This window comes from Streptomyces sp. cg40, assembly GCF_050320165.1.
Taxonomy (GTDB): domain Bacteria; phylum Actinomycetota; class Actinomycetes; order Streptomycetales; family Streptomycetaceae; genus Streptomyces; species Streptomyces hokutonensis.
The window spans coordinates 10,290,736-10,304,313 of sequence record NZ_CP190128.1 but is presented as its reverse complement, the minus strand read 5'-3'; the positions used below and the strand labels follow the sequence as shown (position 1 = coordinate 10,304,313).

The 13,578-nt window shown below is 71.0% G+C and carries 11 protein-coding genes; 4 read left to right on the top strand and 7 right to left on the bottom strand.

Translation table 11 applies throughout. From position 1 onward, the window contains the following. Positions 1-7 precede the first annotated feature (7 nt). The gene (locus ACQHII_RS46405; protein WP_427924959.1) at positions 8-2,026 is read left to right on the top strand and encodes an ATP-binding protein; all 2,019 of its coding nucleotides are present in this window, start codon (positions 8-10) and stop codon (positions 2,024-2,026) included. A 9-nt stretch (positions 2,027-2,035) separates the two neighbouring features. Here the strand turns inward: ACQHII_RS46405 and ACQHII_RS46400 are convergent, their stop codons facing one another. After that, positions 2,036-2,674, bottom strand: a complete 639-nt coding sequence (locus ACQHII_RS46400; RefSeq protein WP_427924958.1) for a hypothetical protein — start codon at positions 2,672-2,674, stop codon at positions 2,036-2,038. A gap of 140 nt (positions 2,675-2,814) precedes the next feature. Between ACQHII_RS46400 and ACQHII_RS46395 the strand changes: the two genes are divergently transcribed. After that, the gene (locus tag ACQHII_RS46395; RefSeq protein WP_427924957.1) at positions 2,815-3,582 is read left to right on the top strand and encodes a transglutaminase domain-containing protein; all 768 of its coding nucleotides are present in this window, start codon (positions 2,815-2,817) and stop codon (positions 3,580-3,582) included. 17 nt (positions 3,583-3,599) lie between these two features. On the opposite strand, the gene ACQHII_RS46390 is transcribed toward ACQHII_RS46395, so the two are convergent. Continuing rightward, the gene (locus ACQHII_RS46390; protein ID WP_427924956.1) at positions 3,600-4,232 is read right to left on the bottom strand and encodes an isochorismatase family protein; all 633 of its coding nucleotides are present in this window, start codon (positions 4,230-4,232) and stop codon (positions 3,600-3,602) included. Positions 4,233-4,335: 103 nt separating this feature from the next. Next, positions 4,336-5,409: a pyrimidine utilization protein A gene (gene rutA / locus ACQHII_RS46385; RefSeq protein WP_427924955.1), complete on the bottom strand. Its 1,074-nt coding sequence runs from the start codon at positions 5,407-5,409 to the stop codon at positions 4,336-4,338. Between the two features lie 332 nt (positions 5,410-5,741). Between rutA and ACQHII_RS46380 the strand changes: the two genes are divergently transcribed. Together ACQHII_RS46380 and dacB are read left to right on the top strand one after the other, a co-directional pair. Next, complete coding sequence (locus tag ACQHII_RS46380) at positions 5,742-8,714, top strand: SpoIIE family protein phosphatase (RefSeq protein WP_427924954.1); 2,973 nt, start codon at positions 5,742-5,744, stop codon at positions 8,712-8,714. A 142-nt stretch (positions 8,715-8,856) separates the two neighbouring features. Then, positions 8,857-10,176, top strand: a complete 1,320-nt coding sequence (gene dacB, locus ACQHII_RS46375; protein WP_427924953.1) for a D-alanyl-D-alanine carboxypeptidase/D-alanyl-D-alanine endopeptidase — start codon at positions 8,857-8,859, stop codon at positions 10,174-10,176. A gap of 18 nt (positions 10,177-10,194) precedes the next feature. Here the strand turns inward: dacB and ACQHII_RS46370 are convergent, their stop codons facing one another. From ACQHII_RS46370 to ACQHII_RS46355, 4 genes are all read right to left on the bottom strand, one after another. Next, complete coding sequence (locus ACQHII_RS46370; protein ID WP_427924952.1) at positions 10,195-10,968, bottom strand: maleylpyruvate isomerase family mycothiol-dependent enzyme; 774 nt, start codon at positions 10,966-10,968, stop codon at positions 10,195-10,197. Between the two features lie 73 nt (positions 10,969-11,041). Next, the gene (locus ACQHII_RS46365) at positions 11,042-11,914 is read right to left on the bottom strand and encodes an LLM class flavin-dependent oxidoreductase (protein WP_427924951.1); all 873 of its coding nucleotides are present in this window, start codon (positions 11,912-11,914) and stop codon (positions 11,042-11,044) included. A gap of 81 nt (positions 11,915-11,995) precedes the next feature. Then, positions 11,996-12,667: a hypothetical protein gene (locus ACQHII_RS46360; protein WP_427924950.1), complete on the bottom strand. Its 672-nt coding sequence runs from the start codon at positions 12,665-12,667 to the stop codon at positions 11,996-11,998. 3 nt (positions 12,668-12,670) lie between these two features. Further along, positions 12,671-13,549: a TauD/TfdA dioxygenase family protein gene (locus ACQHII_RS46355; RefSeq protein WP_427924949.1), complete on the bottom strand. Its 879-nt coding sequence runs from the start codon at positions 13,547-13,549 to the stop codon at positions 12,671-12,673. Positions 13,550-13,578 lie beyond the last annotated feature (29 nt).

Genomic DNA, 13,578 nt, shown 5'->3' with positions numbered 1-13,578 from the left:
CCCCGTCGTGACGACCAGCTTCGTCGGCCGCGCAAGCGAACTCGACGCAGTCAGAACGGCGTTGACGCAGCATCGGTCGGTCACTCTCACCGGTGGCGGAGGTGTGGGCAAGAGCCGCCTGGCGCTGCGCGTCGCGGAGCAGGTCCGGGACGAGTACGCCGACGGGGTCTGGTGGGTCGACCTGTCGAACCTCTACGACGACCGGCTCTTCACCGCCACGGTCTGCGACGCCGTCGATCTCCTGGACCACAATCCGCGCGCTCCCGTCGAGGCGCTGTGCGAGTGGCTGTCCGGCCGGCAGGTGCTGCTCGTCTTCGACTGCTGCGAGCGCGTGCTGCCCGCCTGCCTCCTCCTGGTGAGCGAACTCCTCGCCTCCGCACCGGGGTTGACGGTCATGGCCACCAGCAGACGGCCCATCGGCGTCCGGGGCGAACAGCTCGTCGAGGTGGCGCCGCTGTCGATGGACGACGGCGGTGCCAGCGACGCCGTACACCTCTTCCGCGACCGCTGTGCCACGGCCGCACCGGACGTGTCCCTCGACTCCCCCGCCTCCGCCGAGACCGTGGCCGCCATCTGCCACCGCCTGGAGGGAATCCCGCTCGCCGTCGAGCTGGCCTGCGCGCGGCTGCGGGAGAACACCCTCGGTGAGATCGCCGAGCGCCTCGCCTCACGCCTCGACACGCTCGTCGACGAGACCGCCTGGCCCCGGCGACACCGGGCGCTGCGCACGGCGATCGGCTGGAGCCACGAACTCTGTACCCCGCTGGAACGCCTGCTGTGGGCGAGACTCTCCGTCTTCCGCGGCCCGTTCGACGCGGCGGACGCGCAGTCCGTGTGCGCCGGCGGCCCACTCGACGCCGACGCCGTCCCCCGGCTCCTCGACCGGCTGGCCGACCAGTCCGTGCTCCAACGGGCCGGCGTCCGCTACCGCATGCTCGACACGCTGTGCGAGTACGGCGCCATGTGGCTCGCGGAACTCGGCGAGGACCAGACGCTCGTCCACCTCCATGCCGCGCACTTCGCCACCATGCTGGGCGAGGCCGAGGCGGGCTGGCTCAGCGAACAGCAGGTCGCCTGGTACGCGCGGATCTCGGCGAGCCACAGCGACGTACGCGCGGCGCTCGACCACCTCATCGAGACGGACCCCGGGACCGCCGTGGAGATGGCCGGCCGCACCGGCCTGTTCTGGCCCTGCTGCGGGCACCTCCACGAGTCCCGCGACTACCTCGAACGCGCCCTGGCCCTCGACACGCCCAAGGGCCCCTCCCGCACCCGCGCCCTGTGGGCCCTGGGCATCACCCTCACGCTCCAGGGCGACCACCGCAGCGCCCTGCTCGTCGGGGAGGAATGCACCGCCGCCGCACACCAGGACGGCGACCCGCAGTCCGAACTCTTCGCCGCCCACACGGTCGGCCTCACCCACCTCATGGCCGGCCGCCCCCAGGACGCGTTCGAGGTGTGCGACCACGCCCTGATCACCCACGGCCAGTCGCCGCCGTCGGGCGCGCCGCAGCTCTGCTGCATGGTGATCCGCACCTTCGCCCACTCCGCGCTGGGCCGACTCGCCGAGGCCTACGAGGCGGCCATCGCGCTGCGCCGGCTCAGTGTGCGGTACGGCGAGCACTGGGCGCGGTCGTACGCGTTCCACCAACTCGCCTTCATAGACCTCCTCCAGGGGCGCGCGCACGACGCCGAACTGCATGCCCGGGCCATGCTTACCAGCAAGCACAACCTCCATGACAATCTCGGCATCGCCCTCGCGCTCGACCTCCTCACCGGGGCCAACGCGGTACAGGGCAACGGCATCGCGGCAGCGCGCACTTCCGGTACCGGAAACACCTTCTGGCGGATGCTCGGCCACCCGAACCACGGCACCCCCGAACTCTCCGCCGTCCGCGAGGAATGGGAGCTCCAGGCCCGCAAGGCGGTCGGGGACGACGCCTACGACAGCGCGTTCCGCATCGCCCTCAACGACGACGCGGAACAGGGCCTCGCCCTCGTGATGCAAGGCCCGCTGGCCTCCTGACCACGGGCCTCACTCGGGTACTTCGACGGTGAACGTCAACTGGTCGACGGTCGAACCGTCGTCGAGCCGTCGGCGTTCGACGGCGGTGACGGTGCCGTTCAGTGTGCGGTGGGCTTCGTCGCCCTCGAAGTCGCCCTCGAAGAAGAAGATCGCGGGACCGGGCGCGATCGTTCCGTCGTGGCGGACGGTGGTGGTCTTCCGCGCGGTGGCGACGGCCTCGTAGTCGTGCCCGTCGAGCCGGACGATGCGGCGCGCGTCCGCGTCGGGAAAGAAGTAGGTGTCCGGCAGCAGCTCCCGGATGGGGCGCAGCACCGGCCCGTCGTCGGTCGGTACGGCGACCTGGACATCGGGATGCAGATCGAGAAGCGCCTGACGGCAGCGACCGCACGGCGGGATGAGACCCCGACCCCGGTCCCCCGCGGCGGCGATGGTGACGAGCGGGCCCGCCCCCGCCGTGGCGGCGACGCCGAGCGCGACCAGCTCGGCGCACGGCCCGCCGGTGAAGTGGTAGACGTTCACCGCCTCATGGATCCGCCCGGCCGTGTCCATCGCGGCCGCGGCCACGGTGTGGTTCGGGTCGCTCCCGAGCGTGGCGGCGAGTCGTTCCGCCGCCTCGACGACGCGGCGAGCGGATGCGGAGAGCTTCATGGCAACCATGGCACTGACCCTAGATCAACTCCGGGCGGGTTACGCACACAGAGTTGAACACGTTCAATTTCTCCATCATGATGGTCACCGCTGAAGGAAACCCCTGACCGTCGAGGGTGTCCGACGAGAGGACCACGATCATGACCAGTTCGCTGCTCACCCCGCGAAGGCGTTCCCGTGTCGGCACGACCGGCGGTGTGGCGGCGACGGGGAGTATGGCCCCGACGCGGATCCTCGACTGGCGGGATCCGCTCGTCGCCTCGCTGCTCGACGGGATCGACGTGACGGCGGAGTCGGAAACCGTCCGCCGGATCGAGGCCCTGCGCCTGGCCCACCGCCGGATCAGCGAAGCGGTGCGGCCGGTCTACTCGGTGCAGGACGAGCGGCCGGTGTCCGAGGTGCTGCGCCGGGGCCGTGGCTCGTGCAGTCAGCGGCTCGCCGTACTCGAAGCCGTGGCGCGGGCCACCGGGACGGCCACCCGGGTGCGCGGTCTGCTGGTGGACGGGACGTTCTGGTATCCGCGTTTTCCCCGGTTGCGGCGAATCGTCCCGGACCAGGTTCTGCTGGCCTGGCCGGAATTCCGTCTTGACGACGCGACGTCCGGCTCCTGGCTGGCGGTGTCCGAACTCTTCGGCAGCCTTGGGGAGTTGAGCAAGGACGGCGAGGCAGGTTTCACCAATTCCGGCTCGGAGACTCTCTTCGAGGCGCTGTCGCGAACGGCGATCGACTGGGACGGGGCGACGGTCTGCCCCACAGCCGGCACCGGGTGCGACCTCTCGGCCTACGTCATGGCGGATCTGGGCCGCTTCGACTCGCGTGACGAACTCTTCGCGCGGCACGGTCAGACGCTGTGCCCGGTGGCGAGAGCGCTGGCCGAACCCGTCATGGGGCGGCACCGAGCGGCGTAGCGCATCCGGCGCCCCGGTCAGCCGAAGGACTCCAGGTACTCCCGGACGCGCCCGATCGGCCAGACCTCACCGATCTTGTGCGCGATGTCGAAGAGGTTCGCCGCGTGGATGTCGGGATCCCGGTCGCCGACCGCCTCCTCGACCACGATCGGGACGAATCCGTGCTGCATGGTGTCCAGGGCGGTGGCGCGGACGCAGCCGCTCGTCGAGAGTCCGCCGATGAGGACCGTATCGATGCGGGCGGCGGTGAGGTGCTCGGCCAGCCCGGTGCCGAAGAAGGCGCTGGGGCACTGCTTCGTGATGGTCAGTTCGCCCGCCGTCGGGGCCAGTCCGTCGATGAACTCGCCGAAGGGGCTGCCTTCGGCGAATACGCGCAGGCTCGGCACCTTGCGTAGGAAGACCCCGCCGTCACTGCCGTCCGCCCTCAGCAGCACCCGCGTGACGACGACCGGAATCCCGGCCCGGCGCGCGTCGGCCAGCAGGGTCCTCATCGCGTCGGCCGCCGGCTCGACGCCGGCGTAGAGCGGGCAGTCGGGGTCGACGTAGGCCCGGGCGGGGTCCACCAGGATCAGCGCCGGGGAGCTGCCGGGGCTGAGCCGCCCGTCGAGCCCGGCGCGCTCGTAGTCCTCCTGCTGGGAACGGCGGGTCACGGCGCGTCCTTCCTGTCCTGGCGGGTCCGGAGCGGTCGGACAGTGGGGGTGTCCGACCCTCCCGGGCCGCCTTCGCGTGGAAAGGGGTCAGCGTGGAAAGGGGTCAGCTGGACTGTGCCCGGGACTTCATCAGGGGCTGGATGCGGGTGCCGAAGTTCTCCAGGCCTTCGAGGAAGTCGTCGAAGACGAGCATGATGCCCTTGGTGCCCTCGACCTCGGCGACCTCGTCGAGCAGTTTCGCGACGGTCTCGTACGAGCCGACCAGTGTGCCCATGTTGAAGTTCACCGCGCCCTCGGGCAGCGCGATGGTCCGGGCGGTCGAGGTGCCGTCGGAGGTCGTGTCGGTGGCCGTCTCCCCCGCCATGTACGCCAGCGCCGCGTGGTCGGCGTTGTCGTGGTAGTCCTGCCACTTGGCGTGGGCGGCCTCGTCGGTCTCGTCGGCGATGACCATGAAGAGGGAGAGCGCGCCGACGTCACGGCCGGTGTCCTCGGCCGCCTCGACGAGCGTGGCCGTGGTGCCCGACAGCGCGAGGGGGGTGTTGACGCCGCTGCCCAGGATGAAGTTGTACTGCGCGTGCTCGGCGGCGAACCGTATCCCGGTGGTGCTCTGTCCGGCGGCGACGATGTCGATGTGGCCGTCCGCGGGGCGCGGGGAGAGCACGCAGTCGTCCATCTCGTAGAACTCGCCCTTGAAGTTGCTGACGCCCTCGCTCCACAGCTCCTTCATCACGGTGACGTACTCGGCGGCGCGGGCGTAGCGGTTGCCGAAGTGTTCGTCGCCGGGCCACAGGTCCATCTGGGAGTACTCGCCGGGGGCCCAGCCGGTGACGATGTTGATGCCGAAGCGGCCGGGGGCGATGGAGTCGATCGTCGTGGCCATGCGCGCGACGATCGCCGGGGGCAGCACCAGGATGGGGGTGGAGGCGTACAGCTTGATCCGCTCCGTGACGGCGGCCAGGCCCGCCATCAGGGTGAACGACTCCAGGTTGTGGTCCCAGAACTCCGTCTCGCCGCCGAATCCCTTGAGCTTGATCATCGACAGCGCGAAGTCGAGCCCGTGCTCCTCGGCCTTCTGCACGATGGCCTTGTTCAGCTCGAAGCTCGGTCGGTACTGGGGCGCGCTCTTCGATATGAGCCAGCCGTTGTTGCCGATGGGGATGAATACGCCGATGTCCATGCCGCTCCTCGTTGGCGGGTGGGCGGTGAGCCTGACGGGGTGACAACGCGCGGGCATGATCAAGGGTTTCCGGGACGGCCACAAAGGTAGCCGTCGATCGTTACCGCTCCCCACCCCTTCCGTGAACTGCGCGATGTCCGCGGTCCCTGCTGTCGCACAGGGCGCGGGTGCCCCGGATGCCGAGTATTGTCACCCGAGGGAACGTCGGCGGAACTCCGATGCAACTCGGCCTGGAATGCTGGCTGTTGGGTGCCTTGGGCGACAGCTTGAGTCAAGGGTGGGAGTCCTGCGGAGCCAGTGTCATGTGAGGCGGGAACGGTAAAATTTACGGTATGAACGCACGTCTGGCTCTGCTCGGCACTGTGGACCCCGGCGTCACCGAGAGCGAAGTCTTCCGGCTGGCACTGCAGCATGCGGTGGGCGAGCTGGGAGCCCTCGGTGGAGCGATTCATCTGCGCGGCCCGATGTCCGCGCTGCGGCTGGTGTCATCGACCGGTCTGCCTCCCGCCCTGACCCGCCCGTGGGAGATCATCGACCAGGAGGGCCCGACGGCCCCGGCCAGGGCGCTGCACCAGGGAAGTGGTGTGTGGGTTCCGTGGGTTCCGGTGGAGCCCGCGCCGGTGAGCGGGTCCGCGGGCCAGAAGCGCTCGTGGCCCGGCACCGGTCTGGCCTCCGTGCCGGTGTCCGGTGGGGACCGCAGCATCGGCGCGCTCACCGTCCTGATGGGCGAGCAGGGTGAGCCCACTCCGCGGCAGTGGGCCTTCCTCCGGGACCTGGTCGCCTGGACCGAGGAGCGCATGAGCCAGGCACCCCCGCCCTCCGGCCCGTCCACGGCTGAGCCCGCCGGCCACCGGGAACGGCTGCGGCAGGCGCTGAAGGAGGTCAGCGTCGGTTCGTGGGACTGGGACATCCGCAGCGGCGAGCTGATCTGGGACGAGGCGGCCCTGGAGCTCTACGGCACCCGCCCCGAGGACTACACCGCGAGGGTCGAGAACTGGATGGTGTGCGTCCATCCGGACGATCTGCCGCCGACGCTGGACGCGGTGGACCGGGCGATCCGGGAGCACGACGTGTTCGAGGCCGAGTACCGGGTGCGCCGCCTGGACGGCACGTACGGCTGGACCCGGGCCCGCGGCCGGGCGACCTACGACGAACAGGGCGAGCCCCTGCGGATGATCGGTGTGGGCTGGGAGAGCAACGAGTCCCGGTCCGCGCGGGACTCCCTCAGCCGGGCCCTGCGCCACATGAGCGACGGCTTCCTCGCGGTGGACGACGACTGGCGGATCACCTTCGCCAATCTGGAGGCGGAGCGCACGCTCGGCCTGTCCGAGGAGGAGCTGTTCGGGCGCCTCCTGTGGGAGCTGCCCACGGTACGGAACGTCCCCGGCCTGGAGGACCGTTGCCGCAAGGCCGCGGCCGAGGAGACACCGGTCGGCTTCGACGCCCAGTTGGAGGGCACCGGCCGCCGTCACCACCTGCGGCTGGTGCCGGGGCCCGACGGGGTCACCCTCTATCTCACCGACGTCACCGAGAAGCGTCAGCACGAGGAGGAGCGCAGGGCGTCCGAGCTGGCGGTGGCCCGGCGCGCGGCCCGGATCGGGGAGCTGACGGCCGCTCTCGCCAAGGCGACGACCTCGCAGGACGTGGTGGCGGCGGTCGCGCGCCGGGTGCTGCCGCCGTTCGCCGCCACCGGGCTTCTGGTGCAGGCCATCGAGGGCGACCGGCTGCACACCGTGGGAGCGGACGGCTATCCGGAGGAATTCCTCGGTGTCGTCGACGGCCGCGCCCGGACCCCCGGCGAGCCGTCCTGGGACGTGATCGCGTCCGGTGTGCCGCTGTTCCTCTCCTCTGTCGGCGAGTACGCGGCCCGCTACCCCGAGCTGGCCGCCAGACCGGCCAGGGCCCAGAAGCAGGCGTGGGCCTTCCTGCCGCTGACCGCGTCCGGCCACACCTTCGGCGTCTGCGTCGTGGCCTTCGACCACCCCCGCCGGCTCACCGACGAGGAGCGCACCCTCCTCGCCACGATCTGCGCCCTCGTCGCCCAGGCCCTGGAACGGGCCCGCCTCTACGACGCCGAGCACGACCGTTCCCGCGAGCTCCAGCGCAGTCTGCTCCCCCGGGTGCTGCCCGAACTGCCGGCGTGCACGGCGGCCGCCCGTTACCTCCCGGCGGGACAGGGCATGGACGTGGGCGGCGACTGGTACGACATCATCCCGCTCTCGGGCGGCCAGGTGGCGCTGGTGGTGGGCGACGTCATGGGCCACGGCCTGCCGGAGGCGGCCACGATGGGCCGGCTGCGCACCGCGCTGCACACGCTCGCCGACCTGGAGCTGCCGCCCGACGAGATCATGAGCCACCTGAACGAACTCGTCGCCGGGATGGGCGAGGAGTCGTACGTGACCTGTCTGTACGCGCTCTACGACTCGACGACCCAGATCTGCTCCATCGCCGGGGCCGGTCATCCGCCACCGGCCGTGGTGCATCCGGACGGCACGGTGCACTTCCCTCAGCTGTCGGCCGACCCGCCGCTCGGCGCGGCCGAACCGCCTTTCGAGACGGTCGAGTTGAAGGTGCCGGAGGGCAGTCTGCTGGTCCTCTACACCGACGGTCTGGTGGAGTCGTCGAAGCGTGAGATGGACGAGGGCATGTCGGATCTGGCGCGGCTGCTGAGCGCGGCGCACCGGTCCGGCTCCGGTGTGGAGGCGGGCTCGGAGCGGCTGGCGCTGGAGCGGCTGTGCGACACCCTCACCGACGGCCTGCTGCCCGACGAGCAGCCGACGGCCGACGACGCCGCCCTCCTTGTCGTCCGGCTGCACGCCCTGACCCCCGACAAGATCGCGTCCTGGTCGCTCCCCGACGACCCGCGAGCGGCCGGCCAGGCCCGCCGTCACGTCCGGGAGCAGCTGAGCACCTGGGGTCTGGAGGAACTGACGCCGACCACGGAACTCCTGGCCAGCGAGCTGGTGGGCAATGTGGTGCGGCACGCCAAGGGCCCGGTCAGTCTGCGGCTCCTGCACGGCGCCGAGCTGATCTGCGAAGTCTTCGACGGCAGCCTGACGATGCCGCGCATACGGCGCGCCACGGACACGGACGAGGGTGGCCGGGGCCTCCAGCTGATCACCGCCCTCACCCAGCGCTGGGGCACGCGGTACACCTCGACGGGCAAGTGCATCTGGACGGAGCAGGCGCTGACCGCCTCGGGCGCCCGGCAGGAACTCCCGGACGACGCAATGGAGTTGATGTTCCCGAGCCTGGAGGACTTCGCCGGGGACCTCGACTCGCTGCCCTTCGGGGACGAGGACTGACGGGCACCGTCGCAAATCAGCCAGGCTCCCGTTCTTCACAACGTACCCATGGGTAACGTGAGTTGGAACTGTTACTTTCCCCTTTCAAGATCCCCGGATCTTTCGTATGCCCCCACTCGCACTCCCCCGTACCGAGGCCGCCATGCCCAACTCCCCCGCCACCGACCACGTGAGCGGACGCCACCGCAAGAGCAGAACGGTCGGTCCGATGTTCCGCCGGGTCGCCGTCATCGCGGTGACCGCTCCCGTCGCCGGGACGATCCTGTTCGGCACGTCCGCGTTCGCCGCCGGGCAGACCGCCGCCACGCTGGACCCCGCCGAGCAGCAGATCGCGACCAACCTCGACACCCGCATCCAGGACACCCGGCTGGGCACCACGCTCAGCGGTGTGGTCATCGACGCGCAGTCCAACAACGTGGTGTGGGGCCATGACGCGACCACCGCGCTGATGCCGGCGTCCAACACCAAGCTCGGCACCTCGACGGCCGCGCTCACGGTCCTCGGCCCCGACCACCGCTTCACCACGAAGGTCGTCTACGACGCCGGCACGGTCACCCTGGTCGGCGGCGGGGACCGGACGCTGACCTCCGCCGACCTCAGCGCGATGGTCACGACCGTCGTCGCGGGCCTGAAGAGCGCGGGCCTGACCTCGGTGAAGGTCCAGGTCGACGACAGCCTCTTCCCCGAGCCCTCCCTCGCCGTCGGCTGGAACGACGGCTACTACCCCGACTCCATCGCTCCCGTACGGGCGTTGGTGGTCGACGGCCACCACGTCACGGACACGTCCCTGGACGCCGGCCAGACCTTCGCGAGGCTCCTCGCCGCGCAGGGGGTCACGGTCACCGGCAGTGTCACGCACGGCGTCGCGGGCACCGGAGCCGTCCCCGTGGCGGAGCACCAGTCCGCGGCGCTGTCCACCATCGTGGAGCACATGCTCAAGGTGAGTGACAACGATATCGCCGAGACCCTGCTCCGGATGACCGCGCTCGCCTCCGGCCGCCCGGCCACCTTCGAGGACGGCACGGCGGTCGTCCGCCAGGTCCTCACGCAGTACGGCATCTCGCTGACCAACTACGAGATCCACGACGGCAGCGGGCTGTCCCGCTCCAACCGCATCCCGGCCCAGACCATCGCCGACATCCTCGACGTGGCCGACAACCCGGCCAACGCCCCGACGCTGAAGTACATCATCGACGGACTGCCCGTCGCGGGTGAGGCGGGTTCGACGCTGGGACCCGAGTGGGGACGGTTCGACACCGCCGACTCGCAGTGCGCCGTAGGCAAGGTGATGGCCAAGACGGGCACGCTCACCGGCGCGATCGCGCTGAGCGGTCTGACGAAGGCGGCGGACGGGAACTGGAAGATCTTCTCCTTCATCGAGAACAACTCCACCGCCGATCCGGCCGCCACGAAGGACGCCCTCGACGGCCTCGCCGCCACCGTCAACGGCTGCTGGGCGTAAGGGCGTTCGGGCCGTCGGCTACGGCGCCGTGAAGAGCCCCGGGAAGCGCGGCCCGAGCCACGGTCTGCGCCCCCAGGCGATCACCTTGGCGCGGGCCATGGTGGCGGGGGCGCTCCAGCGGCCGAGGGCGAGCAGGAGGAAGGCGACGGGGTCGATGGCGATCGTGCAGTCGGGACGCCGGGGCGGCTCGTCGCTGACCGTGGGGACCCCGTCGGCGAAGGTGACGGCGAAGCGGTCGCGGCCGGTCCGTACCACGTAGCACGCGTGGTGACCGGCCGCGGCGGCGCTCACCACGCGCGGCATGGCGAGCCGCAGGAAGGGCACCGTGAACGGGACGACGTCCCGGCTCACCATGTGCGGCCGGCCCAGCGCGACCGCGATGTCGTAGCCGTGCCCCAGCAGATGCGTGAGCAGGTACGAGCCCAGGGTGGCCAGATCCATCGGTCCCATGGGTGTCAGCACCTGCTCCTGCGGAGAGCGGCCCGCGCTGTCCGTGACGAAGGCCCGGGCCTGGTCCGCGATCATCGTGCCGAGGACCACCGGATCCCGCTCCGGAAAGGCGGCCAGGGACGCGCTGTTGGCCACCGCGAGCCCACCGGGCGTCCCGTCGCCGTAGGGCCGTATCTTGCCCGCCCCGATGTCCCGCATCAGCTTCCCGGCCAGCGCGAGATGCGCCGCCGCCTCCCCCACCGTCCACTCGGCACCCCGCAGCGGCGTCCCCGGGTCGGTCCCCGCCGGGAGCAGCGCGGCGATCCGGTCGGCGGTGGTGGCGATGGCGTCCTCGACTGTCATGCAGGGGATCGTGTACGGACCCGGCCGCCGTGTCCAGTGCCGGACCGGGATGACCGACCCGCCGCCACCGAAGTCAGCGGCCGAGGGCCTTCAGCAGGTCCCCCAGTCGTTCCGCCGGCTCGGGGCCGATCATGCGCAGCACCACCGTGTCCGCTCCGGCCGCTTCCAACTCACGGACCCGTTCGGCAGCCTGTTCCGCCGTGCCGGAGACGGTGTACACCCGCTCCGCCGGGCGGCCGAGCCAGGCACCGTGCCCGTCGACATGCGGCTGCAACTCACGCTGCACCTGATCGGCGCTGTCCCCCACACAGCAGAAGGCGAACACCATCATGGTGTGGTCCGCGGAGGCGCCACCCTTCTCGACCGAGGCCCGAGCGCTCCGGACATCTGACGGGCCGTGCCCCTCGGCGATCACGGTCCCGTCCGCGACCCGCCCGGACAGCTCCAGCGAGCGGGGCCGCACCACACCCGCGACCACGGGCGGCGGCTCCGTCGGCGGATGGACCAACTGCACGCCCGCCAGCCGCACTTCCCGCCCCTCCATGACAACGCGCTCCCCACGGAGCAGGGCGCGCACGGAGCGGATCGTCTCCTCCAGCAGGGCGAGCGGCGACCGCGCGACCGCGTCGACGTCGGCCATCCACTCGGCCACCCCGTGGCCTATCCCGGCGACAAGCCGGCCGGGAAACACCCGCGCCACCGTGGCCACCTCCATCGCCAGCAGTGCCGGACTGCGCAACGGGGCCGGCATGATCCCGATGCCCACCCGCAGCCGCTGTGTCGCTCCCAGTGCGATGGCGGCGGCCGATATCCCTCCGTTCCATCCCAGGTCCTCGACCACCCAGAGATCGTCCACGCCCAGGGCCTCGACCTGCCGGGCGAATCCGGGCAACTCCTCCGGGGCCCAGTCGCGGTTGTACATCACACCGATCCGGAGCTGTGTCATGAGGTGTGGCCTCTTCCCGTCGTGGAGCGCCGCCGATCTTGCATACGCATCAACACTCTCCGCGATCACCGGCCCGAGTGTCTACGGCCGCGATGCCACCAGCGCCGAGATCAGCCCCTCCGCCAGGCGCGTGGCGGGGACCGTATCGCCCCGCTCTGTCGTGGTGGCCCGTACGACGGCCCGGAGTTGGGCGGCGGGAAACGTCTCGGCGTACGCCTCGCATCCGCCGGTCGCGTACGCCCGTGCCAGCGCCGGCCCGAGTGCCAGCGCGTGGGCCTCTGCGCAGGCGCGCGCGTTCGCGTCGCTGCTCAACTGCGCGTATTCGTGGCCGTATTCGTCGGCCTCGGTCGCGGAGAAGCCGTTGGCCAGCGCGTAATCGCGGGCGCCCGTGTGGGCCTCGGTGTACGCGCCGGCCCGGTCGTAGGCCGCGTCGTAGAGGCGCAGGAGCATGGGGGTGAGCGCCGCTCTCCAGGTGTCCTGGTCCGGCGTCCTGCCGAGCGCCGCCGCACGGTGCAGGTCTCCCGGTGCCGCGAACACGGCGGCCTCCCCGTCCCGCGCCGCCTCCGCGAGGAGCGGCAGGACCGTCCCGGCCTGCCAGACATGGACGGCGAACAGGCCTCCTGTGTACGGGACTTCGTCCAGTAGGTCGTGCAGACGAGCCGTCCAGACGTCGCGGACGTCCGTCGGCAGTTGCCATGCGAGGTCCGTGGCGACCTGCCGCAGCCAAGCCGGAGCGATGTCGGTCGTGGGCACGGCTCAGGCCTGAAGGGAACTGCCGTTGACGGCCACGCGGCGGCCCTCCCGGGTGTGCGGGAAGTAGTCCCAGACGGCGTGGTGCTGGACGCTGCGGTTGTCCCAGAGCACGAGGGTGCGCTCCTGCCAGCGGACCCGGCAGTGCAGCAGCGGGGTACGGGCGATGTGCGCGTACAGCAGGTCGAGGAGGGCGTCGCTCTCGGCGCGGGACAACTGGGTGATGTGGGAGGTGTAGGGGGCGTTGACGAAGAGCAGCTTGCGGCCGGTCTCCGGGTGCCGGACGACGACCGGCTGTTCGGTGCGCGGCACCTCGTACTCGGGCGGCGGGGTCTGACCTGCGGCGGTCCAGGGAAGGGCTCCGTCGTGGAGGGCGGTGAGACCGTCGAGGAAGCCGCGCAGCGTCGGTGAGAGCAGGTCGTAGGCGAGGTGCATGTTGGCGAAGACGGTGTCGCCGCCGCTGCCGCCCTCGGGGATGGTCGTGATGTAGAGCAGTGAGCCGAGGGAGGGCTCGGGGTCCGCGGTGCCGTCGGCGTGCCAGCCGTTGCCGGCCACGGCCTTGGACTCCTTGGTCGCCCTGATGTCCAGGATGTACGGGTCGGATCCCTCGGGTGCGAGGGCGACGGGGTGCAGTTCGCCGAAGACGCCCGCGAAGCGTTTGTGTTCCTCGGGGGTGATGTCCTGGTCGCGGAAGACCAGGACGTGGTGGGTCTGGAACGCGTGCTTGAGTTCCTTCTCCTGCTGGGGCGTCAGCTCCTGGGAGAGGTCGAGGCCGGTGACCTCGGCACCCAGCAGCGGGGTGATCGGCTCGACGGACAGGGTGTCGTAGGGCTCGGCGGGGCGGGTGGTGAGCCGTTCGACGGCCTTGAGCGCGTAGTCCTCCATGAGGGACCTCCGTGACGTGGGTGAGGGGG

Coding starts and splice junctions, on each gene's coding strand:
- ACQHII_RS46400 (WP_427924958.1), bottom strand. CDS start 2,674: ATGAAGCTCTCCGCATCCGCTCGCCGCGTCGTCGAGGCGGCGGAACGA.
- ACQHII_RS46395 (WP_427924957.1), top strand. CDS start 2,815: ATGACCAGTTCGCTGCTCACCCCGCGAAGGCGTTCCCGTGTCGGCACG.
- rutA (WP_427924955.1), bottom strand. CDS start 5,409: ATGGACATCGGCGTATTCATCCCCATCGGCAACAACGGCTGGCTCATA.
- ACQHII_RS46380 (WP_427924954.1), top strand. CDS start 5,742: ATGAACGCACGTCTGGCTCTGCTCGGCACTGTGGACCCCGGCGTCACC.
- dacB (WP_427924953.1), top strand. CDS start 8,857: ATGCCCAACTCCCCCGCCACCGACCACGTGAGCGGACGCCACCGCAAG.
- ACQHII_RS46370 (WP_427924952.1), bottom strand. CDS start 10,968: ATGACAGTCGAGGACGCCATCGCCACCACCGCCGACCGGATCGCCGCG.
- ACQHII_RS46365 (WP_427924951.1), bottom strand. CDS start 11,914: ATGACACAGCTCCGGATCGGTGTGATGTACAACCGCGACTGGGCCCCG.
- ACQHII_RS46355 (WP_427924949.1), bottom strand. CDS start 13,549: ATGGAGGACTACGCGCTCAAGGCCGTCGAACGGCTCACCACCCGCCCC.